Below are 20,868 nucleotides of genomic sequence, written 5' to 3'. Positions count from 1 at the left end.
GCGGCGGCGTTATAGGACGGCGGGCGCAGTCCGCTCAACCCTTTTGCGGATAGCCCGGGGCCGGCCGCATCCCGATTGTCGACGGCCTGCCGACCCGCCGACAGACTATGGCTGATCGCGCCCGTCTGCGCCGCCGCCAAGCCAGTGGTCATTTTCCATGACGATCCTGCAGGGTTCCGTAGCCTTGTAGCGCTCCGCGCAGGTCGCCATGGCGGCCTTGCGCGCTCCCTCCAGCGTGGCGGCGCCGAATTGCGTGAAGTGATGCTTGCCGTCCGGCGTTTGCACCATGACCTTGTAGGTCGGCGCCGCGACATAGCGATCGAGAAAACCGCGCTGCCTGCTCTCGAGCTTCAGCAATTTCATCAGATCGGAAACACGGTCGCGACCCGCCGCCGGCAATCCGTGGAAGCGCAGGAAGGCATCCATCTCCATAAGCCATTGCAGCCTGCCGGCCGCCGCAGTGAAGAGCGAATGCCCATCGTTCCCGAACTTCTCGTACATCACGAGCTTCACGTCACCGCCGCCGTCGAGGTACGCCGACTGCATGCGTTCGACCAGCGCAGGACTGAAGAAGCTGTCGTTCCTGGCATAGACCCACAGATTCGGGACGCGGCTCGCGAGCCCGAACTCCTTGTAGGCATTCACCAGCACGTCTTCCTTCGGACAATCCGGCATGCGCAGTCCGCCCGAGACGCTTACGACGCCGCGAAGGCTCGGAATATTGCGCGAGGCAAGTGCGACGACTGCAGCGCCGCCCGCCGACACGCCGATCGCAATGGCGCGGCTCGGATCGGCATCCGTCCGCTTCGATACGGCCAAGAGCGCGCCTTGCAGATCATCGGCATCGGCTGCGAAGCGGTCCGCGAAGCTCGTCGTCGCGCACGACACGATGGCCGCCATCGGTCCATCCGATTGGCCGAAGCCGCGCCGCATCACCACCACCGCGAGCCAGCCGCGCTGCGCGAGATCGCGCGCCGTTCCCGAATAATCTGCGGCCCTGCTGTTCAGCATGTCCGACAGATGCGATGACTTGCCATGCGTGATCAGCGCGATCGGCAGCCTTCCAGTGAGATCCGCGCGCTTCACGATCATGCCTTCGAGGCGAACGGTGCGGTTCTCGATCGTGGTGCGGAAGAAGGTTCGCTCCGTCACGAATTCATCGGGAGCCGCCTGCGCAACCGCATTTGACGAAAGAGCCGCGCACAGAAGCGCCACGCACGTCAACGCCACCGCGATCGCTGCAAGGCGCCCTGCAGCGTCCGCGTGCGGAGCCATTCCCGTGTCGACATCAGCGCACATCGGTTCGCTCTTCCGAGGTTACGATAGCGGTTCCGATTTTGCGCTGCCAGCGTCAACAGGGCTCTAACGGACTGTCTTCTCGGCCGGGGCAGCCGCCACGCGCTCCGGCGCGGTCGGGCCGACCCAGGTATCATTCTCCATGATCACCTTGCAGGGCTCGGCGGTCTTGTGACGGGTCCGGCAATTATCGAGCGCCGCGCTGCGGGCAAGATCCAGGGTCGCGGCGCCGAACTGCGTCATGTAGTTCTGACCGTCCGGCGTCTGCACCATCACCTTGAAGGTCGGCGCGGCGAGATACTGATCGACGAAATTGCGGCTGCGGTCACTGAGCTTGAGTTGCTTCATCAGCTCATCGCTACGGTCACGCTTCGTGGACGGAAGATCGTGGAAGGTGAGGAAGGCGTCCATCTCCATCAGCCATTTCACGCGACCACCGGCCTCGGCGAAAATCTGGTGACCGTCATTGCCGTGCTTGTCGAACATCACGAGCTTCACGTCGCCGCCGCCATCGAGATACGCCGACTGCATGCGCTCGACGAGCGCCGGACCAAACAGGCTGTCATTCTTCGCATAGATCCAGATGCTCGGAATGCGGCTGGCGATGCCGTAGCTCTTGAAGGCATTCACCAGCACATCTTCCTTCGGACAATCCGGCGTTTGCAGACCGCCCGAGACGTTGATCACGCCGCGCAGGTTTTTCGGGTTGCGTGCGGCGAGCGCCATCACTGCGGCGCCGCCGGCCGACACGCCGATTGCGATCGCGCGCTGCGGATCGGCATCCGGGCGCTTTGCCGCGATCTCGAGCGCGCCCTGCAGGTCGTCGGCATCGGCGCTGAAGAAGTCGTTGAACGTCTTGGTGTCGCAGGTCACGTTGACCGGTAGCGGGCCGTCCGACTGACCGAAGCCACGACGGATCACGACGACCGACAGATAGCCGCGCCGCGCGAGATCGCGCGCATACGGTCCGTAGTCGCTGCCACGCAGCGCCAGCATGTCGGTGAGATTGGCGGACTTGCCGTGGGTGATCAGCGCGATCGGCAGCGGACCTGTCAGGTCGGCGCGCTTCACTATGAAGCCTTCGAGCCGGACGTTCTTGCCGTTGATATTGGTACGGAAGAACGTCTTCTCGCTCACGAATTCGTCAGCAGGAGTTTGCGCATTCGCCACGGCGGCGAACGCCATCAGGCAGCCTGCAAGCACGGCGCCGGAAATTTTGCGGCTGAAGCTCCGGCTGACGAAACGCTGGCTGACGAAACGCTGGCTGACGAAACTCATGGCGGCGCGTCCCTTTTGCGCCGCCTCCCGACCCTGACCCGGGGCCGGATTTAAGCCTGTATCCAGAAGCGCGGCACGGCTTCCTCCAGGCGCGCGCCAAGCCGGACAGCCGCCACATGCGTGGCCAGTCCGGTTGCATCGTCGGTCTCGATCGCGAGGCCGCACAGGGTCGCTGGACCCGTTGCGGCCTCGAACTTGGTCGCAGGAATTCGTCGCAGGAAGCGGGACAGAGGTTCGTCCTTGACCATGCCGATCACGGAATCGTAGTCGCCGGTCATCCCGGCGTCGGACTGGAAGGCGGTCCCGCCCGGCAGAATTTGATGGTCGGCGGTCGGGACATGGGTATGGGTGCCGATCACCGCGGTCACCCGGCCGTCGAGATGGTGGCCCATGGCCTGCTTCTCGCTGGTCACCTCGGCGTGAAAGTCCACCATGATCGCGTCGGCGTCGCGCCCGAGCGCGCAGAGGTCCAGCTCGCGATCGATGGCGCCGAAGGGGTCATCGAGGGGATCGAGAAAAATCCGGCCCATGGCGTTGATCACCAGCACGCGGGCACCGTTCTTGGCCTCGATCATCGCAGCGCCCCGGCCGGGGGTGCCCTTCGGATAATTCAGCGGACGCACGAGGCGCGGGCTCCGCTCGATGAAGACAAGCGCCTCACGCTGATCCCAGGCGTGGTTGCCGAGCGTCACCACATCGGCGCCGGCATCGACGAATTCGCGATAGATCGTCTCGGTAATACCGAAGCCGCCGGCGGCGTTTTCGCCGTTCAGCACAACGAGGTCGAGCTTCCAGTCGGAGATCAGACCCGGCAGCCGTTGATTGACCATGGCCCGCCCGGAGCGGCCCACCACGTCGCCAATGAACAAAATGCGCAACCGCTGCTCCCCTAACGGAAATCGATGGTTTCGGCTTCCGTTAGCACAAGGTCCAGTTGCTGGTCGAACGCGGTGGCCGGAATGTGGGCGACTTCTTGGACGGAAAAGGCGAGCCCGACGGCAACGACAGGCTTCATGGCCCGGATGCGCGCGATGGTCATATCGTAATAGCCGGCCCCATAACCGATGCGATGTCCGGCGCGGTCGAAGGCCGCGAGCGGTACCAGCATCACGTCGGGAAAGACCTCCGGCGATTCCTGCTTCGGCTCGCGGATACCCCAGACGCCGGAGGCGAGTTCGTCCCCGAAAGCCCAGGCGCGCATGATCAGCGGATTGCCGCGCTTGGGCGTCACCGGCAGCGCAAGCTTTGCGCCTGCATCCGCGAACTTGCGCAGCAGGGGTATTGGATTGAATTCGCTCTTCATCGGTGAATAGCCGGACACGACCATGCCGGGCGCAATCCCGACCGGGAACGGCCGCTGCGTCACGACATCGACTGCGGCCGCACGCGCAGACGCCGGCATCGCATCGCGGCGTTCGAGCGCGGATTGGCGCAAGGCGGATTTGTCCGAGGCTTCGATTGTCTGGTTCGTTGTCAAAACGACACTCCGTCGTGCCCGGCCTTGTGCCGGGCACCCACGTCTTGTTGCAGCTTGCGCGAACCTAAAGACGTCAATGGCCGGGACAAGCCCGGCCATGACGAAAAACGAACGATAAGGAAAAGTGCGGAGCCACGATGGCCGTCGGAATTTTCGACCCCGGGAACCTACATAAGTAGGTGGGCGCCATATGTCCGGATCCACGGACCCGGCCAGGGACAGCTCCCTTCAGGATCGTAAGGCCCCGGGAGTATGATATTTCCAGTCGCACCCCGCAGCCCCGCCACTGCAATGTAGTGTGCGCAGATGCATTCAGCCAGTGAACAAATCGCTTCCGCGAGGGACGATGTTCACCCCATCGCGACGTCGGGACCGGGCTGCGCCGACTGGTTGATCTGGCGCGCCATATCCTCGATCCGTTCGGCGGCGGCGTTCAGAGCGGAGACCACGGCCGCCTGGGCCTGCTGCGCCCGTTCGGCGGCATTCACGCGGGCATCCTGCAGCGACGCGAGCTCTTCCTCCAGCCGGCGGATGCGGCGCGTCGATTCCGTCAGCTCGTCGGCAACCGTAAGCGCCGCCATCACCGTGAGGCGCTGATCGCCGATCTCGCCATGCGCCGCGCGCAACTGCTCGATGCGACTGTCGATATCCATCGCAAGTTGCGTGACGTGATCCTCCTGCCCGTCCTCACAGCCCATGCGGTAATGGCGGCCGTTGATCGTGACATTCACCTGCGCCATCGCTCGTCCCCTTTACCGCGAAGTCTAGCGATCATGCTCGTCGAGCAACTTCTGGATCGTGTCCATCGCGACCTCAATACGGCGCGCAACCTCACGATTGGTATCTTCCAGTTTCCGCGCATGCGCGGCGGACGCGTCCAGCTCGCTCGCTAGCCGCGCACGGTCGACGCCAAGCGCCTGGAGCTGCATCGTGACACCGCTGCCGCCGGAATCGATCTCCCGCTTCCGGTCGACCGCCGCCTGGATCGCGTCCAGCGCCAGAGCGAGCCTGCGGATTGCGGCGTCGATGGCACTCGGATCGATCATGTCACGCAGCACTCATTCGGTCGAAAACTGTTGCGACACAAGGCGTTAGGGCTCCTAGCCTAAATTGACGCTTCAACCGCGTCAACGCTGTGGATTCATCATCCCCATCATCCTTGTACGGGGAGAATGTTGGGCGGATCGGTGGCTCACGCTGGACTCATCGGTTCTGCCTGACTATGCCCGCCCATCAGCATTGTTGGACTTTCCCCGGATACCCTCTCATGTCGCGCGCAAATCACGACCGCATGGCCAACGCGATCCGCGCGCTGGCAATGGACGCCGTTGAACAGGCCAAGTCCGGCCATCCCGGCTTGCCGATGGGTGCCGCCGACATCGCCACGGTGCTCTTCACGCAATTCCTGAAATTCGATCCGTCCGATCCCAAATGGCCGGACCGCGATCGCTTCGTGCTGTCGGCCGGACACGGCTCGATGCTCATCTATGCGCTGCTCCATCTCACCGGCTACGAGGCTATGACGATCGAGGAGCTGAAGCGGTTCCGCCAGCTCAACTCAAAGACGCCGGGACATCCGGAGAATTTCATCACGCCGGGTGTCGAGACCACCACCGGTCCGCTCGGCCAGGGCATCGCAAACGCGGTCGGCATGGCGATCGCAGAGCGTCATCTGAATGCTGTCTTCGGCGATGTGGTCGATCATCGCACCTACGTGCTCTGCTCCGATGGCGATCTGATGGAAGGCATCAGCCAGGAAGCGATCGCGCTCGCGGGCCATCTCAAGCTCAACCGGCTGATCGTGCTGTTCGACGACAACGGCATCACCATCGACGGCAAGCTGTCGCTGTCGGATTCGGTCGATCAGGTGAAGCGCTTCGAATCCGCTGGCTGGATCGCCGAGCGTATCGACGGACACGATCCCGAAGCGATCGCCGCCGCGCTGAAAAAGGCGCAGGGTGCGGACCGCCCGACATTGATCGCGTGCAAGACCACCATCGGCTACGGCTCGCCGAACAAGGCCGGCAGCGAGAAGTCGCACGGCTCCCCGCTCGGCGCCGACGAGATCAAGGGCGCCCGCGAGAAACTTGGATGGACGCACGAGCCGTTCGTCATTCCTGACGACGTTTTGAAGCCCTGGCGTGAGGCAGGTCAGCGCTCGAAAGACATTCGCAAGGCCTGGGACAAGAAGCTCGCTGGTCTTGCGCCCGACGTGAAGGCGGAGTTCGAGCGTCGCATCAAGGGCGAATTGCCGAACGCGCTCGAGAGCGCGGTCCAGAAGGTGAAGCGGACGCTCGCCGAGGCTCCGAAGGATATCGCGACCCGGTCCTCGTCCGAATTCGCGCTCGAAAGCCTCGTGCCCGCCGTTCCCGAAATGATCGGCGGTTCGGCCGACCTGACCGGCTCCAACAACACCCGCACCAAGTCGATGAAGGCGATGTCGGCCTCCGATTACGGTGCAAACTTCATCCATTACGGCATTCGCGAACACGGCATGGCCGCCGCGATGAACGGCATGACGCTGCATGGTGGCATCATCCCGTTCTCCGGAACATTCCTCGTGTTCTCGGATTATTGCCGCCCGGCGATCCGCCTGGCTGCGCTGATGGGCGAGCGCGTCATCCATGTGATGACGCACGACTCCATCGGCCTCGGCGAAGACGGACCGACGCATCAGCCGGTCGAGCATCTCGCGGCTCTGCGCGCGATCCCGAACCTCAACGTGTTCCGGCCGTGCGATGCGGTCGAAGCCGTCGAGTGCTGGGACCTGGCGCTGCGCGCGAAGGACACACCGAGTGTGCTCGCGCTGACGCGCCAGAACCTGCCGCAGCTGCGGAAGTCCTACACCACCAGCAACCTCTGCGCGTCGGGAGCCTACGAAATCCTTCCGGTCGAAGGCGACAATGTCGATGTGTCGATCTTCGCCTCCGGGTCGGAAGTCGCGATCGCGGTCGAGGCTGCGCAATTGCTGAACCGGCAAGGCAAGCCTGCGCGCGTCGTTTCGGTGCCGTGTTTCGAACTGTTCTTCGCCCTGCCGGCCGAGAAACGCCATGCGATCATCGGCGGAGCCGAGGTGAATGTCGCGGTCGAAGCCGGCGTTCGCCAGGGCTGGGACGCGATCATCGGTTCCGATGGCGTCTTCGTCGGGATGGACAGCTTCGGGGCGAGCGCGCCGGTGAAGGACCTGTACCGCCATTTCGGCATCACCGCGGACTCGGTCGCGGCGGCGGCGCTGGCAAAATTCCGGCATCGGTAGTCCGTCCTGACGCGATTCTTGACAGGATCGCGCGACATTGTCGTACTGACGCGGTGTCCATCATCGCAGCGAGGGAGCTGTGACACCGGCTCTGCCGCGACGTGTCTGATACAGGCTCACTGCAGAGAACGGCCGGTTCGGTTCCGGCGCAGCCAAATCCCGGCATTCTTGATGTAGAACTCTTGCAGCGCGGGCTGGCCGAAAATCCGCTGCGCGTGTTTCCAATCGAGTGCGATGGACGACGCTACTGGGTCAAGCGCCTCAGCAAGAACCTCGACAATCCGCTTTCCAGGCTGGCCTACCGTTTGCGATCCCGGCTGTCGGGCAAGGGCGAGGAAGCGCTTGGCGAGCACGAAGTCGAGAGCCTCACGGCGCTCCGTCGGCACGGCTTCCTGACGCCGGAGGTGGTGTTCCGCAATCAGTATTGCCTCGTGCTCTCCGACCTCGGGCCAAGCCTCGAAACGGTGCTGACGCTGGCGCCGCCGGAGGAACGCGCCCCGGTGGTCCGGCAGGCGGCGGAGGCGGTCCGGCGCCTGCACGATTCCGGCCGCTGGCACGGCGCGGCGCGGCTTCACAACATGACGCTCTATCAGGGGCAGATCGGCTTCATCGACCTCGAAAACACCGTGGAGAACTGGCTCCCGCCATTCATGCGCCGGGTCTGGGATACCTGGCAGCTCGGGCATTCGGCGGCGTTCTTCCAGCCGAATGTCGTGCTCGCGGAAACGGCGCTGCGCGCCTACGGCCCCGGCGGAGTGCGCAAGTTCCTGTATGCGGTGGCGGTTCTGTTCTTCGGGACCTATGCCGCCCTGTATCCGTTCCGGAATACGGGCAAGCGCGAAATCCGCCAGATTCACGCTCTGATGCGCGCGATTTACCGTGCTCCGCGCAAGGTTCCTGACGCGATTTGAGTTGCGTCGAAAATCCTTTATATGCGGGGCCAAATTCAGCCCAAGCCAGCCGGGAGTCCCGCATCATGACAGTTCGCGTCGCCATCAATGGATTTGGCCGCATCGGCCGTAACGTGTTGCGGGCGATCGCGGAATCAGGCCGCAAGGACATCGAGGTGGTGGGGATCAACGATCTGGGCCCGGTCGAAACCAACGCGCATCTGCTGCGCTACGACTCGGTCCACGGCCGCTTCCCGGGCGAAGTCACGGTGAAAGGTGACACCATCTCGGTCGGCAACGGTGCGATCAAGGTGACGGCAATCAAGGATCCGGCCACGCTGCCTTGGAAGGACCTCGGCGTCGATATCGCGCTGGAATGCACCGGCATCTTCACGTCGAAGGACAAGGCCTCGGCGCATCTGACCGCCGGCGCTAAGCGCGTCCTGGTCTCGGCCCCGGCTGACGGCGCCGACCTGACCGTAGTTTTTGGCGTGAACCACGACAAGCTGACCAAGGATCACGTGGTGGTCTCGAATGCGTCGTGCACGACCAACTGCCTCGCTCCGGTCGCCAAGGTGCTGAACGATGCCGTCGGCATCGAAAAGGGCTTCATGACCACGATTCACGCCTATACCGGCGACCAGCCGACGCTCGACACGATGCACAAGGATCTCTACCGCGCGCGCGCAGCGGCACTCTCGATGATCCCGACCTCGACGGGCGCAGCGAAGGCGGTCGGCCTCGTGCTGCCGGAACTGAACGGCAAGCTCGACGGCGTCGCGATCCGCGTGCCGACGCCGAATGTGTCGGTCGTCGACTTCAAGTTCGTCGCCAAGAAGAAGACCGACAAGGACGAAGTGAACGGCGCGATCAAGCGCGCCGCCGAGCAGCAGCTGAAGGGCATCCTCGGCTTCACCAACGATCCCAATGTCTCGATCGACTTCAACCACGATCCGCATTCCTCGGTGTTCCACATGGACCAGACCAAGGTGATGGACGGCACGCTGGTGCGCGTGATGTCGTGGTACGACAACGAGTGGGGCTTCTCGAACCGCATGGCCGATACGGCCGTCGCGATGGGCAAGCTGATTTAAGTCTGTCTCTTCTTCGTCATGGCCGGGCTTGTCCCGGCCATCCACGTCTTGGAGCCACGAAAGACGTGGATGGCCGGCCCAAGGCCGGGCATGACGAGAGTGAGTATGCCGCAATGACCTTCCGCACCCTCGATACCGCCGACCTCAACAACAAGCGCGTGCTGCTGCGCGTCGACCTCAATGTTCCGATGGAGAACGGCAAGGTCACCGACGCAACGCGCATCGAACGCGTCGCGCCGACCATTACCGAGATCGCGGACAAGGGCGGCAAGGTCATTATGCTCGCGCATTTCGGCCGGCCGAAAGGACGCGACGAAAAGGACTCGCTTCGCCCCGTCGCAGCCGCTCTTTCGCAGGTGATCAAAAGACCGGTCGCATTCGCGGAGGACTGCGTCGGCGCACCGGCGAAGACGGCGATTGATGCGATGAAGCCGGGCGACGTTCTCGTTCTGGAGAATACCCGCTTCCACAAGGAAGAAGAGAAGAACGATCCGGCGTTCGTTCAGAAGCTCGCCGACCTCGGCGACATCTATGTCAACGACGCATTCTCCGCGGCGCACAGGGCACATGCCTCGACCGAAGGCCTCGGCCACAAGCTGCCCGCCTATGCCGGCCGCACCATGCAGGCCGAACTCGACGCGCTGTCGAAGGCGCTGGTCGCGCCCGCAAAACCTGTGATCGCGATCGTCGGCGGCGCCAAGGTCTCGACCAAGATCGACCTTCTGGAAAATCTCGTCGGCCGCGTCGACGCGCTCGTGATCGGCGGCGGCATGGCCAATACCTTCCTGCATGCCCAGGGCGTGAAGATCGGCAAGTCGCTGGCCGAGCGGGATCTCGCCGACACCGCGCGCCGCATCATGGACAAGGCCGAGACCGCGAAATGCGCGATCATCCTGCCGGTCGACGCGATTGTTGCATTCAAGTTCGAGGCGAACGCTCCCTCGCAGGCTTACGGGCTCGACGCGATCCCGGACGACGGCATGATCCTTGATGTCGGGCCGCTCTCGATCGAGCGCGTGAACCGCGCCATCGAGGATGCGCGCACGCTGCTCTGGAACGGCCCGCTCGGTGCGTTCGAACTGCCGCCGTTCGACCGCGGTACGGTTGCGGCAGCGCGTCACGCGGCGGAACGCACCAAGGCCGGCAAGCTTGTCTCGATCGCGGGTGGCGGGGACACCGTTGCCGCCCTCAATCACGCCGGCGTCGCAAACGATTTCAGCTACATTTCCACAGCAGGCGGCGCTTTCCTTGAATTTTGTGAAGGCAAGGCGTTGCCGGGCGTCGAAGTGCTGAGGGCAAAGTGACCTTCCCCTTCCCGCACGCCCCGCTGGCAATGTAAAACCACGCCAAATACAGGCTTACCGCGCCTCCAGGAGCATCCGATGAACCTCGCAGACCTGAACAAGATCGCCGAAGCAATGGTCGCGCCCGGCAAGGGCATCCTGGCCGCCGACGAATCCACCGGCACCATCAAGAAGCGTTTCGACGCCATCGGCACCGAGAACACGGAAGAGAATCGCCGCGACTATCGCGAGCTGATGTTCCGCACCACCGAGGCGATGTCGAAATACATTTCCGGCGTCATCCTCTACGACGAGACCATCTGGCAGAAGGCGAAGGACGGCACGCCGCTGGTCGAACTGATCAAGAAGACTGGCGCTATTCCGGGCATCAAGGTCGATGAAGGCACGAAACCGCTGCCGCAGTGCCCCGGCGAACTGATCACCGTGGGCCTCGACAAGCTCGCCGATCGCCTGCCGAAATATTACGAGCAGGGGGCGCGCTTTGCGAAATGGCGTGCGGTCATCGACATCGCCGACGGCATTCCGAGCCACACCGCGGTCATGACGAACGCCCATGCGCTCGCCCGTTATGCGGCGCTGTGCCAGCAGGCGCAGATCGTGCCGATCGTCGAGCCGGAAGTGCTCATGGACGGCGCGCACGACATCGACCGCTGCTACGAAGTCACCCAATGGGTGCTGAAGGAGACCTTCCAGCAGCTTTACTACCAGCGCGTCGAGCTGGAAGGCATCGTGCTGAAGCCGAACATGGCCGTGCCCGGCAAGAAGAGCGCGAAGAAGGCCTCGGTGGAAGAAGTCGCCGAGAAGACCGTGCGCATGCTCAAGGATTGCGTGCCGGGCGCCGTTCCGGGCATCGCATTCCTCTCCGGCGGCCAGTCAGACGAAGAGGCGACCGCTCATCTCGACGCCATGAACAAGATCGGCAATCTGCCGTGGAAGCTCACCTTCTCCTACGGTCGCGCATTGCAGGCTGCCCCGCAGAAGGCCTGGTCCGGCAAGGCGGAGAATGTCGCCGCCGCACAGCGCGCATTCACCCACCGCGCGATGATGAACGGCCTCGCTTCCCTCGGTCAGTGGAAGCAGGACCTGGAAAAGAAGGCGGCGTAGGCCGGAACCGGTCGTTCCCGCGACAGCGGGGACGACAGTTTGCACTGATGTCCGCTGACGCGGGAATCAGCAGGTCAGGGCTAATGCGCCAAACTGCCGCCCGATTGCCGACACATCGGGTTACCGGATGACATCGCCGCGACCTCACGACGACGACCGGCCGGACCCGCGTCTCTATCTTGTGACGCCGGCCGCTGCCGATCCGCAGGCTCTCAAGTTCGGCCTGATGACCGCCTTCGATTCCGCGGATGTTGCCGCGGTCCTGATGCGGCTGCCGGCCGATGACGATCGCGCATTGATCAACCGCGTCAAGGCGATCGCACCGACAGTGCAGAACGCCGACGTGGCGCTGCTCATCGACGGCTATCCGCAGATCGTCGCGCGCGCGGGCGCGGACGGCGCCCACCTGACTGGCATCGCATCGTTCGAGAGCGCGGTCGGCTCGCTGAAACCTGATCGCATTGCCGGCGTCGGCGGCCTCGAAACGCGTCACGACGCCATGACTGCGGCCGAGGGCGGCGCCGACTATGTCATGTTCGGCGACAATGCACGGCCCTCGCTCGAGGCGCTCATCGAGCGGGTGTCGTGGTGGTCGGAGGTGTTCGAAATTCCGTGCGTTGCTTATGCGACCGCACTCGACGAGATCGCGCCTCTGGTTGCCGCCGGCGCCGATTTCGTTGCCGTTGGCGACGCCGTATTCGCGGACCCGCGCGGCCTTGAGGCGGCACTCAAGGATGCGCAAAGCCGCCTCGTGCTCCCGGAGACGGCGGTATGACGCGTTCACGCGCTCTGGCCCTCGCACTCGTGCTGTCGCTCGCGGCGGCGCACGCCCATGCCGCCGCAAAGAAGGCAACGCCCTCGCAGCCGCCCGCAGCAGCCGCCCCGCAGCAGACGCCGCCCGCGGATCCGGGCGACGTCGCTTATGCCCAATTTCAGCGCGGATATTACCTGTCGGCTCTCGCCGAGGCGCAGAAGCGCGTCGACGCGAATGGCGATCCCAAGGCCATGACGCTGATCGGCGTTCTGTATGGCAGCGGCCTCGGCGTCCCGCAGGACGACGCCAAGGCGGTCGAATGGTACGCCAAGGCGGCCGAGCGCGGCGACCGCGAGGCCATGTTCTCGCTCGCGATGATGCGCCTGGCCGGGCGCGGCGGCGCGCAGGACCGCAATGCGGCGGCAACGCTGTTCGCAAGCGCGGCCAAGCTCGGACAGCCGGCCGCCGCCTATAATCTCGGGCTCCTCTACCTCGAGGGGATGCAGTTCCCCCGCGACTTCGCGCGGGCCGCAGAACTGTTCAGGCAGGCCGCCCAGGCCGGCAATCGCGAAGCGCAATACGCGCTGGCCACGATGCACAAGGAAGGCCGCGGCGTTCCCAAAGACGACAAGGAGGCGACCCGCCTGCTCGCGCTCGCGGCGCTCGCGGACCATCTCGACGCGCAGGTGGAATACGCCATCGCGCTGCATAACGGCACCGGGATCGCCAAGGACGAGGCTGCGGCTGCCCAACTCCTGCGCAAGGCGGCCCGCCGGGGGGCTCCGATCGCGCAGAATCGCCTTGCCCGCATCTACGCCACCGGCCGGGGCCTGCCGGAAAACCCCAAGGAGGCGGTGAAATGGCACATCATTTCCAAGGCCGCCGGCGCCAGCGATCCCTTCCTGGATGAATACATGGCCAAGCAGACCGAAGAGGTCCGCGCGGCGGCCCGGAAAGAGGCCGACCCCTGGCTGTTCATCATCGCGAATTCCCGCACTTGACGGCGGCAGAGCCGCCGGGCACATGGCGGCGCGATACGACTCCCGAAAAAGCGCACGGAACACCGCATGGCCAAGATCAATGGCAACGAAATTCGTCCTGGTTACGTGATCGAGTACCAGGACACGCTCTGGGTCGCGGTGAAGACCATGGCGGTGAAACCCGGCAAGGGGCCCGCCTATAACCAGGTCGAGCTGAAGAACCTGATCGACGGCCGCAAGCTCAACAACCGCTTCGGCTCCGACGAGCGCGTCGAGCGCGCCCGTCTCGAGCAGAAGGACTTCCAGTTTCTGTACAAGGAGGGCGACAGCCTGGTGTTCATGGACACCGACAGCTACGAGCAGCTCGAACTGGCTGAGGAGTTCGTCGGCGAGCGTTCGGCCTTCCTGCAGGACGGAATGACCGTGACGCTGGAAATGCACGAGGAGCGGCCGATCGGCATCAAGCTGCCCGATTACGTGACGCTGGAGATCGTCGAAGCCGATCCGGTGGTGAAGGGGCAGACCGCTTCATCGTCGTACAAGCCGGCGAAGCTTGAAAACGGGCTGCGCGTTCTGGTCCCGCCTTTCATTACCGCGGGCGAAAAAATCGTCGTCGACACCAACGAAGTCACCTACGTTCGCAGGGCAGATTGATCCCTCCTCCGGAGGAGGGAAAAACAGAAATTCATGCAGCATTCCGCCCTCCTCAACGTGATGATGAAGGCCGCGCGCAAAGCCGCGCGGCAGCTCAATCGCGATTTCGGTGAAGTCGAGAAGCTGCAGGTTTCGATCAAGGGACCCGCGAACTTCGTCACCGCCGCCGACCGCAAGGCCGAGCAGACGCTCCGCGAAGAGCTGATGTCGGCGCGGCCGGGCTATAGCTTTGTCGGCGAGGAAGGCGGCCGGATCGAAGGTCCGGACAAGAGCCACACCTGGTACGTCGACCCGCTCGACGGCACGACCAATTTCCTGCACGGCATCCCGCATTTCGCGATCTCGATCGGGCTCGAGCGCGAGGGCACCATGGTGGCCGCGCTGGTCTACAATCCTATCTCGGACGAGATGTTCATCGCCGAAAAAGGCAAAGGCGCCTTCGTCAACGACCAGCGCCTGCGCGTCGCGGGCCGCCGCTCGATGGAGGATGCGGTGGTTGCCTGCGGACTGCCGCATCGGGGCCGCGGGGGACTCGCGGAATTCCGCACCGAATTCGCGGCGGTCCAGGAGCGGGTCGCCGGACTGCGCCGCTTCGGCTCTGCCGCACTCGACCTCGCCTTCGTCGCCGCCGGGCGTCTCGACATCTATTGGGAACGCAACCTGCAATCCTGGGACATGGCGGCGGGCATTCTGCTCGTCCGCGAAGCCGGCGGCTTCGTCAGCGATTGTGACGGTACCGACGCGATGTTCGCCAAGGGTCACATCTGCGCCGGTAACGAGACGCTTCTCAAGGACCTGCTGGCAATCCTGAAACGGACCGGCGTGGCGTAATGCGCAGCGCAGGAGCCCTCCTCCTGCTCTCGGCCCTCGCGCTGGTCAGCGCCTGCAACGACAACCAGCCCGCGCTGCCTCCCGCCGCGGAGACGAAAGAAAAGCTGACGCGCTTCGAATTCACTGTCGGCGGCGTTCGCTATGCGATCTCGCTGCCGGAAGACGCAGGCATGCGGGATCAGGGAACAGACGGCGTCATTTTCTACGAGCACAAGCGACAACGTCGGCAACGGGTCATGCTGCTACTCGCAGCGCCGCAAAAGCCCGGCCTGGATTTCGACCAGCAATACCTCATGCGCGACGAAAGCGGCCGCCCCGATCGCAAACGCGCGGATCGCGTTGTGCATTATCGACATCTCGGCAAATCCGAGGGCGGCAGCGGCGGCGCGATCGAAGACATCGCCGGCCGCGTCGCGCTCGGCCAGCATGTGCTGTTTCTCGAATGCTCCGACCAGGGCGAATGGTCAATCAGTCCGACCTGGTGCCTGCAATATCTCGACACGCTCGCGATCGTCCCGCCGGCATCATCCGGCAACTGACACGCGCACGGCATGCGGCTGCCGGGCCTGACCGATCAAGGCCCAATCGCCAGGCGCTCCAGAGCCGCGCGTCGAATCGGAGCACGACGGCCCCGCCGATAATCACAAATCCGAATGTGATGGTGGAACCGCAGCGCCCGCGCAACCGTTTCCGATCTCCGCTTTCCCAAAACGGCGCACGGGATTTCGAACGGTTCAAACGCGATCGCGGGTCTGTGTCCCGACGGGTTCTATTTCGCCTAGTCTGTGCCATATTGACGTCACGCATTTTCATGAAAGGCTGGCCAGCGATGGCTCGCAAATTCGACCCTCACAAGCTTTCCTCCCCGCGCATCTTCCTTGTGCGGATGCTCGTCTTTCTCGTGCTGTGCGGCCTGATCGCCTTCGTGCTGTACCGACAGATCCTCGGCGCCTTCATGTCGAATCCCGGCCTGAACGGTCTGATTCTCGGCGTTCTGCTCATCGGCATCATCCTGTCCTTCCGGCAGGTGCTGCGCCTGTTCCCCGAAGTCGCCTGGGTCAACAGCTTCCGCCTCGCCGATCCCGGCATCGCGGTTGAACGCCCGCCGTCGTTGCTCGCGCCGATGGCGACCATGCTGGGCGACCGGCTCGGCCGCATGGCGATCTCGACCCAGATGATGCGCGGCATCCTCGATTCGATCGCGACCCGGCTGGACGAGGCGCGCGATCTGTCGCGCTACCTGACCGGTCTTCTGATCTTCCTCGGCCTTCTCGGCACCTTCTGGGGTCTCATCGAGACCGTGGGCTCGGTCGGCAAGGTGGTGGAGACGCTCAAGCCCGGCGGCGACCCGGCCTCCGTGTTCGAGACGCTGCGCGAAGGCCTCGCCGCACCGCTCGGCGGCATGGGCATCGCCTTTTCATCCTCGCTGTTCGGCCTCGCCGGATCGCTGATCCTTGGCTTCCTCGATCTGCAAACCAGCCAGGCGCAGAACCGGTTCTATACCGACCTTGAGGACTGGCTTTCGACCACCGTGCATGACGTGACTGCCGGCCCTTCGACGGCCGCCGCCGCGCCTCTTGCTCCGGACATGAAGGTCGCAATCGAGCGGCTGCGCGAGACGGTGGCCGATACCGGCGGCAACAAGGCTGCGACCGCAGCCATGGCCAACCTCGCCGAAGCGATCCAGGGGCTCGTGCACCACATGCGCACCGAGCAGCAGATGATCCGGGACTGGGCGGATTCGCAGGCTGAGCAAAACCAGGAAATCCGCAAGGTGCTGGAAACGCTCTCGCGCGAGCGCGTGAAGTCGTAGGCCGCCATGGCACTGGCGCGCAATCGCAGGGACCGCGGCGTCGACTACTGGCCGGGCTTCGTCGACGCGCTGTCGACGCTGCTGCTCGGCATCATCTTCCTGCTGTCGATCTTTGCGGTGGTGCAATTCTATCTGTCGCAGGAAGTCTCCAGCAAAGACACCGCACTGCAGCGCCTCAACGCGCAGATCGCGCAGCTCAGCGATCTTCTCGCACTCGAAAGGAGCGGACGCTCCGAGCTTGAAGCACTCCTCGGGACCGTACGCTCCAACCTGTCCGCGACCGAATCGGAGCGCGACCGTCTGCGTGCGCTCGCCGAAGGCGCGGGCAACGCCGCAGCCGCACAGGGTCGTGCAAGCGAACTGGCCACAGCACTCGACCTCGAGAAGCAAAGTGTTGCGCGCGCACTCGCACAGGTCGAAATCCTCAATCAGCAGATCGCAGCGCTTCGACGCCAGCTCGGCGCCCTCGAAGCCGCGCTCGAAATCTCCGAGAAGCGCGAACGCGACTCGCAGACCAAGATCGCCGATCTCGGGCAGCGGCTGAATGTTGCCCTCGCCCAGCGCGTGCAGGAATTGCAGCGCTACCGCTCCGACTTTTTCGGCCGGCTGCGTCAGATCCTCGGCAGCCGCCAGGACGTGCGGATCGTGGGCGACCGCTTCGTCTTCCAGTCCGAGGTGTTCTTCGATCCCGGACAGGCCGTGCTGAAGCCGGAAGGCCGCGTCGAAATCGACAAGATCGTCGAGGCGCTGACCGAGCTCGAGAAAAAGATTCCGCCGGACATCGCGTGGGTGATGCGCGTGGACGGACATACCGATATCCGGCCGATCGCCAATGTCCAGTTCCCGTCCAACTGGGAGCTGTCGTCGGCCCGCGCGATCGCGGTCGTGCAGTACATGATCTCGCGAGGCATTTCGCCGCAGCGTCTGGTCGCGGCCGGCTTTGGCGAATTTCAGCCGCTCGACAGCGAGAAGACCGAAGAGGCCTTCCGCCGTAACCGCAGGATTGAGCTGAAACTGACCGAGCGATAACCTCCCTCCGGTAATACCGGGGGGCTGGACGACCAATGCCGCAACAGACGGTGACGCTGCGTCCCTATCATTCGGCCGACGAACCGTCCGCGCTTGCGCTGTGGCAGCGCAGCTGGCAGCAGGCCTATCCGCAGATCGACTTCTCGAAGCGCATGGACTGGTTTCGCGAACACTGGAGCGATCTGCTGCTCGGATCGAAGGTCGTCATCGCGGAATCCGACGTCGCGCCGGATCATCTCGCGGGCTTCGTCGCTGTGTCGCCGCGTTCCGGCTACCTCGACCAGATCGTCGTCGCCCCCGAGATGCAGCATCACGGTGTCGGCAAGGCGTTGATCGATGCCGCCAAGCAGATCGGGCGCGAGGGCCTGTATCTGCACGTCAACAAGGACAACACGCGCGCGCTCGAATTCTATCGGAAATGCGGGTTCAACATTGCGGGCGAAGACGTCAACCGCAGATCCGGCGCCCCGGTCTACATGATGACGTGGCGGCCATAACCCTCGACAACCGCAGGTCTGCCCCATAGATTTTGACCATGAACGTCGTCCGCCGCACGATCGACATCGATTCAGAGACCGACGCGCGCCTTCGGGAAATGGCGAAAGAGCGCGGGCAGGACGTATCGGCTGTTTTGGCCGAGGCCGTGGCGCTGCTCGATTCCGTCATTGACCTCAGCGGACCGGACCTTGACGAGGACCGCTTGCGGCTCGCGGAGTTCGAGCGGACGCGAGAGGCCATTCCGCTGCACGAGATCAAGACCTGGGTCGAAAGCTGGGGCACGAGCAACGAGCTTCCGCGACCTAAAGCCCGGCGTTTTGAATGATCCTGTTGTCGCCGCATGCCGCGCGCGACATCGAGCGACTCCGCGAATTCATTGAAGTCAAAGACAAGTCAGCGGCGAAGCGCGCTCTGCTCGCCATCTGGAATGCACTCGAAAGGCTCGAGGAATTTCCAGATCTCGGCCGGCCGACCGAAGACGATCGGATCAGGCAGATCGTGATCCGCTTCGGTAACGCGGGCTACGTGTGCCGATACGTCGTCATGCCGGATACCGCAGACATCTTCATTCTTCGCATCTGGCACGGCCGCGAAGCGCGGCCCTAGGCCGCGCGTTCGTGGAGCGGCGCGGTCAGGCCACGCCGAACTGCAGCCGCGCAAGCCGCGCGTAGAGACCGCCGGTTCCGGTCAGTTGCTCGTGCGTGCCCTCCTCGACGATCCGGCCGTGATCAAGCACGATGATGCGGTCGCAGGACAGAACGGTCGCGAGCCGATGCGCGATGACGAGCGTCGTACGCCCTTCCATCGAATGAGCGAGCGCTTCCTGCACCAGCGTTTCGCTTTCGGCATCGAGCGAAGAGGTTGCTTCGTCGAGCAGCAGCAGCGGCGCGTTGCGCAGGATCGCGCGCGCGATCGCAATGCGCTGGCGCTGCCCGCCGGACAAGGTCACACCGCGCTCGCCGATCAACGTTGAAAATCCGTTCGGCAGTCTGCGGATGAACGTGGTCGCTGCCGCCATGTCCGCTGCACGCTCGATCTCGGCATCGGTCGCGTCCGGTTTGCCGAACGCGATGTTGTCGCGCACGGATGCCGCGAAGATCGCCGATTCCTGCGGCACCAGCGCGATGTGACGGCGCAGATCGCGCGGGTCGGTGTCCGCGATGTTCACGCCGTCGAATGTCACGCGCCCCACATTCGGATCGTAGAAGCGCAGGATCAGGTGAAAGATCGTGCTCTTGCCGGCGCCCGACGGGCCGACGATCGCCACCTTCTCGCCAGGCGCTATGCGAAACGAGACACCATCGAGCGCCGCCTGCTCCGGCCGCGTCGGATAGAAGAACCGCACATTGTCGAACGCCACTTCGGCGCGCGCCTGGTCCGGCAGCGCCACCGGATTGGCCGGCGCCTTCACGTCAGGCTTTACGTGCAGAATTTCGAACAGGCGCTCCGCCGCACCCGACGCCTGCTGAACCTCGCCCCACACTTCGCTCAGTTGACCAAGGCCGCCGGCTGCGAACACCGCATAGAGCACGAACTGGCTGAGCCGTCCCGGCGTCATGTCGCCGGCCAGAACATCGTTGGCGCCGACCCACAGCACGATCACGACGCTTGCAAAGATCAGGAAGATCGCGATCGCAGTCAGCACCGAGCGCGACAAGGTAGATTGCCGCGCGGCCTCAAAGGCCGCCTCGACGGCGCCGTGAAAGCGCTTTGCAGCATAACCTTCGCTGGTGAACGCCTGCAGGGTGCGAACGGCGCCGATCGTCTCGGCCGCATAGGCGGACGCATCGGCAAGCGAGTCCTGCGCCTGGCGCGAGCGCTGACGTACCGCGCGCCCGAATGCCACGAGAGGCAACACGATCACCGGAATTGCGGCGAGGACAAACAGCGAGAGCTTCGCGCTCGTGAGCACCATCATGGCGCCGGCGCCGACGAACAGAAAGAAGTTCCTCAAGGCCACCGACACCGACGCACCGACCGCCGACTTGATCTGCGTCGTGTCGGCCGTCAGCCGCGACATCATCTCGCCGGTCTGGGAACGGTCGAAGAACGATGGCGACAGGCGCGTCAGATGCGCGAAAACCTCCTCGCGCAGATCGGAGACGATCCGCTCCCCGAGTGTGGTGACGAGGTAGAAACGGAGCGCGCTCGCGAGGGCGAGCACCAGAACGACGCCGATCATCACCGTGAAGTAATTGTCGATCAGTGCGCGTTCGCCGGAAAATCCGTTGTCGATCATGCGCCGGACCGCGACCGGAACCGCGAGCGTGGCCAGCGACGCGACCACCAGCGCCGCCAGCGCGGACAGCGCGCGTCCCCGGTAGCGCATGACATAGGGAACCAGCAGCCGCAGCGGCTTAAGCGATGTGCGCCCTGCCCCCCTGCCCTGCGCCGCCCGTTCGGCCGCCGCGCTCTTTTCGCTGTCTGACATAAGGGCCATTTCGCCCGGTCTCCGGCTCGTTAACGGCCCCTGAATGCCGGTTGACGGGGGGGCCCGCAAGCCGGATTCGTTCTAACTTGTGCCCCGGCCCCGCTTGCGTTATAGACCCCGCAAATTTCACCAAAACGCGGGTCCGACTGGCGCGGCCGAGCAGCGCGCGGGAGCTCAAT

Annotated in this window: 22 protein-coding genes and 1 other RNA gene; 15 read left to right on the top strand and 8 right to left on the bottom strand. The window is 64.2% G+C overall.

The annotated features are described in order from the left end of the window. Nucleotides 1-105: 105 nt before the first annotated feature. From VNZ93_RS18690 to VNZ93_RS18660, 7 genes are all read right to left on the bottom strand, one after another. A complete protein-coding gene (locus VNZ93_RS18690) occupies nucleotides 106-1,275 on the bottom strand; it encodes a dienelactone hydrolase family protein (RefSeq protein ID WP_325708577.1) in 1,170 nt (389 codons plus the stop codon). Nucleotides 1,276-1,362: 87 nt separating this feature from the next. Then, a complete protein-coding gene (locus VNZ93_RS18685; protein WP_325708574.1) occupies nucleotides 1,363-2,574 on the bottom strand; it encodes an alpha/beta hydrolase family protein in 1,212 nt (403 codons plus the stop codon). Nucleotides 2,575-2,624: 50 nt separating this feature from the next. Further along, nucleotides 2,625-3,452, bottom strand: coding sequence for a TIGR00282 family metallophosphoesterase (locus tag VNZ93_RS18680; protein WP_325708571.1), 828 nt, complete (start codon nucleotides 3,450-3,452; stop codon nucleotides 2,625-2,627). Nucleotides 3,453-3,463: 11 nt separating this feature from the next. Next, a complete protein-coding gene (locus VNZ93_RS18675) occupies nucleotides 3,464-4,051 on the bottom strand; it encodes a 5-formyltetrahydrofolate cyclo-ligase (RefSeq protein WP_325708568.1) in 588 nt (195 codons plus the stop codon). Between the two features lie 125 nt (nucleotides 4,052-4,176). After that, nucleotides 4,177-4,335: non-coding RNA, 6S RNA (ssrS, locus tag VNZ93_RS18670), on the bottom strand. Between the two features lie 66 nt (nucleotides 4,336-4,401). Next, nucleotides 4,402-4,791, bottom strand: coding sequence for a cell division protein ZapA (locus VNZ93_RS18665; RefSeq protein WP_325708565.1), 390 nt, complete (start codon nucleotides 4,789-4,791; stop codon nucleotides 4,402-4,404). A 24-nt stretch (nucleotides 4,792-4,815) separates the two neighbouring features. Next, entirely contained in the window at nucleotides 4,816-5,097 is a 282-nt protein-coding gene (locus VNZ93_RS18660) for a DUF4164 domain-containing protein (RefSeq protein WP_325708563.1), read from the bottom strand. Between the two features lie 221 nt (nucleotides 5,098-5,318). On the opposite strand from VNZ93_RS18660, the gene tkt reads away from it, so the two are divergent. The 15 genes from tkt to VNZ93_RS18585 all read left to right on the top strand — a co-directional run bounded on the left by tkt (nucleotide 5,319) and on the right by VNZ93_RS18585 (nucleotide 18,864). Then, complete coding sequence (tkt, locus tag VNZ93_RS18655) at nucleotides 5,319-7,307, top strand: transketolase (protein WP_325708560.1); 1,989 nt, start codon at nucleotides 5,319-5,321, stop codon at nucleotides 7,305-7,307. 101 nt (nucleotides 7,308-7,408) lie between these two features. Then, on the top strand, nucleotides 7,409-8,218 hold the full coding sequence (locus VNZ93_RS18650; protein WP_325708557.1) for a lipopolysaccharide kinase InaA family protein: 810 nt from the start codon (nucleotides 7,409-7,411) through the stop codon (nucleotides 8,216-8,218). Nucleotides 8,219-8,283: 65 nt separating this feature from the next. Beyond that, nucleotides 8,284-9,291: a type I glyceraldehyde-3-phosphate dehydrogenase gene (gene gap / locus VNZ93_RS18645; RefSeq protein ID WP_325708554.1), complete on the top strand. Its 1,008-nt coding sequence runs from the start codon at nucleotides 8,284-8,286 to the stop codon at nucleotides 9,289-9,291. 113 nt (nucleotides 9,292-9,404) lie between these two features. Beyond that, on the top strand, nucleotides 9,405-10,595 hold the full coding sequence (locus VNZ93_RS18640; protein ID WP_325708551.1) for a phosphoglycerate kinase: 1,191 nt from the start codon (nucleotides 9,405-9,407) through the stop codon (nucleotides 10,593-10,595). 78 nt (nucleotides 10,596-10,673) lie between these two features. After that, a complete protein-coding gene (locus VNZ93_RS18635) occupies nucleotides 10,674-11,699 on the top strand; it encodes a class I fructose-bisphosphate aldolase (protein ID WP_325708548.1) in 1,026 nt (341 codons plus the stop codon). A 127-nt stretch (nucleotides 11,700-11,826) separates the two neighbouring features. Further along, on the top strand, nucleotides 11,827-12,474 hold the full coding sequence (locus VNZ93_RS18630) for a thiamine phosphate synthase (protein WP_325708546.1): 648 nt from the start codon (nucleotides 11,827-11,829) through the stop codon (nucleotides 12,472-12,474). A 29-nt stretch (nucleotides 12,475-12,503) separates the two neighbouring features. Next, nucleotides 12,504-13,454 carry a tetratricopeptide repeat protein gene (locus VNZ93_RS18625; protein WP_325708544.1) on the top strand — a complete coding sequence of 317 codons (951 nt, stop codon included), beginning with the start codon at nucleotides 12,504-12,506 and terminating at the stop codon, nucleotides 13,452-13,454. A 66-nt stretch (nucleotides 13,455-13,520) separates the two neighbouring features. Beyond that, complete coding sequence (efp, locus tag VNZ93_RS18620) at nucleotides 13,521-14,087, top strand: elongation factor P (RefSeq protein ID WP_325708542.1); 567 nt, start codon at nucleotides 13,521-13,523, stop codon at nucleotides 14,085-14,087. A 33-nt stretch (nucleotides 14,088-14,120) separates the two neighbouring features. Then, entirely contained in the window at nucleotides 14,121-14,918 is a 798-nt protein-coding gene (locus tag VNZ93_RS18615) for an inositol monophosphatase family protein (protein ID WP_325708539.1), read from the top strand. Beyond that, nucleotides 14,918-15,457, top strand: coding sequence for a hypothetical protein (locus tag VNZ93_RS18610; protein WP_325708536.1), 540 nt, complete (start codon nucleotides 14,918-14,920; stop codon nucleotides 15,455-15,457). Before VNZ93_RS18615 ends, VNZ93_RS18610 begins: the two co-directional genes overlap by 1 nt. Before the next feature lie 290 nt (nucleotides 15,458-15,747). Further along, nucleotides 15,748-16,731: a flagellar motor protein MotA gene (locus tag VNZ93_RS18605; protein WP_325708533.1), complete on the top strand. Its 984-nt coding sequence runs from the start codon at nucleotides 15,748-15,750 to the stop codon at nucleotides 16,729-16,731. A gap of 6 nt (nucleotides 16,732-16,737) precedes the next feature. After that, nucleotides 16,738-17,760 carry a peptidoglycan -binding protein gene (locus VNZ93_RS18600; RefSeq protein WP_325708530.1) on the top strand — a complete coding sequence of 341 codons (1,023 nt, stop codon included), beginning with the start codon at nucleotides 16,738-16,740 and terminating at the stop codon, nucleotides 17,758-17,760. Between the two features lie 35 nt (nucleotides 17,761-17,795). Then, on the top strand, nucleotides 17,796-18,257 hold the full coding sequence (locus VNZ93_RS18595; protein WP_325708527.1) for a GNAT family N-acetyltransferase: 462 nt from the start codon (nucleotides 17,796-17,798) through the stop codon (nucleotides 18,255-18,257). 38 nt (nucleotides 18,258-18,295) lie between these two features. After that, the gene (locus tag VNZ93_RS18590) at nucleotides 18,296-18,583 is read left to right on the top strand and encodes a hypothetical protein (RefSeq protein WP_325708524.1); all 288 of its coding nucleotides are present in this window, start codon (nucleotides 18,296-18,298) and stop codon (nucleotides 18,581-18,583) included. Next, nucleotides 18,580-18,864, top strand: a complete 285-nt coding sequence (locus VNZ93_RS18585; protein WP_325708520.1) for a type II toxin-antitoxin system RelE/ParE family toxin — start codon at nucleotides 18,580-18,582, stop codon at nucleotides 18,862-18,864. Before VNZ93_RS18590 ends, VNZ93_RS18585 begins: the two co-directional genes overlap by 4 nt. Before the next feature lie 25 nt (nucleotides 18,865-18,889). On the opposite strand, the gene VNZ93_RS18580 is transcribed toward VNZ93_RS18585, so the two are convergent. Further along, nucleotides 18,890-20,689 (bottom strand): ABC transporter transmembrane domain-containing protein, encoded by a 1,800-nt coding sequence (locus VNZ93_RS18580; protein ID WP_325708609.1) that lies wholly within the window; start codon nucleotides 20,687-20,689, stop codon nucleotides 18,890-18,892. Nucleotides 20,690-20,868: the final 179 nt, after the last annotated feature.

Origin of the sequence: Pseudorhodoplanes sp., from assembly GCF_035565795.1 — a bacterium.
Lineage (GTDB): Bacteria > Pseudomonadota > Alphaproteobacteria > Rhizobiales > Xanthobacteraceae > Pseudorhodoplanes.
This window is presented reverse-complemented; position numbering and strand designations above follow the sequence as displayed.

Excerpts from the sequence above, each read along its gene's own strand:
- VNZ93_RS18690 (WP_325708577.1), bottom strand. The coding sequence starts at position 1,275 with ATGGCTCCGCACGCGGACGCTGCAGGGCGCCTTGCAGCGATCGCGGTG.
- VNZ93_RS18685 (WP_325708574.1), bottom strand. The coding sequence starts at position 2,574 with ATGAGTTTCGTCAGCCAGCGTTTCGTCAGCCAGCGTTTCGTCAGCCGG.
- VNZ93_RS18665 (WP_325708565.1), bottom strand. The coding sequence starts at position 4,791 with ATGGCGCAGGTGAATGTCACGATCAACGGCCGCCATTACCGCATGGGC.
- VNZ93_RS18660 (WP_325708563.1), bottom strand. The coding sequence starts at position 5,097 with ATGATCGATCCGAGTGCCATCGACGCCGCAATCCGCAGGCTCGCTCTG.
- tkt (WP_325708560.1), top strand. The coding sequence starts at position 5,319 with ATGTCGCGCGCAAATCACGACCGCATGGCCAACGCGATCCGCGCGCTG.
- gap (WP_325708554.1), top strand. The coding sequence starts at position 8,284 with ATGACAGTTCGCGTCGCCATCAATGGATTTGGCCGCATCGGCCGTAAC.
- VNZ93_RS18640 (WP_325708551.1), top strand. The coding sequence starts at position 9,405 with ATGACCTTCCGCACCCTCGATACCGCCGACCTCAACAACAAGCGCGTG.
- VNZ93_RS18635 (WP_325708548.1), top strand. The coding sequence starts at position 10,674 with ATGAACCTCGCAGACCTGAACAAGATCGCCGAAGCAATGGTCGCGCCC.
- VNZ93_RS18630 (WP_325708546.1), top strand. The coding sequence starts at position 11,827 with ATGACATCGCCGCGACCTCACGACGACGACCGGCCGGACCCGCGTCTC.
- efp (WP_325708542.1), top strand. The coding sequence starts at position 13,521 with ATGGCCAAGATCAATGGCAACGAAATTCGTCCTGGTTACGTGATCGAG.
- VNZ93_RS18615 (WP_325708539.1), top strand. The coding sequence starts at position 14,121 with ATGCAGCATTCCGCCCTCCTCAACGTGATGATGAAGGCCGCGCGCAAA.
- VNZ93_RS18610 (WP_325708536.1), top strand. The coding sequence starts at position 14,918 with ATGCGCAGCGCAGGAGCCCTCCTCCTGCTCTCGGCCCTCGCGCTGGTC.
- VNZ93_RS18605 (WP_325708533.1), top strand. The coding sequence starts at position 15,748 with ATGGCTCGCAAATTCGACCCTCACAAGCTTTCCTCCCCGCGCATCTTC.
- VNZ93_RS18600 (WP_325708530.1), top strand. The coding sequence starts at position 16,738 with ATGGCACTGGCGCGCAATCGCAGGGACCGCGGCGTCGACTACTGGCCG.
- VNZ93_RS18595 (WP_325708527.1), top strand. The coding sequence starts at position 17,796 with ATGCCGCAACAGACGGTGACGCTGCGTCCCTATCATTCGGCCGACGAA.
- VNZ93_RS18590 (WP_325708524.1), top strand. The coding sequence starts at position 18,296 with ATGAACGTCGTCCGCCGCACGATCGACATCGATTCAGAGACCGACGCG.
- VNZ93_RS18585 (WP_325708520.1), top strand. The coding sequence starts at position 18,580 with ATGATCCTGTTGTCGCCGCATGCCGCGCGCGACATCGAGCGACTCCGC.
- VNZ93_RS18580 (WP_325708609.1), bottom strand. The coding sequence starts at position 20,689 with ATGTCAGACAGCGAAAAGAGCGCGGCGGCCGAACGGGCGGCGCAGGGC.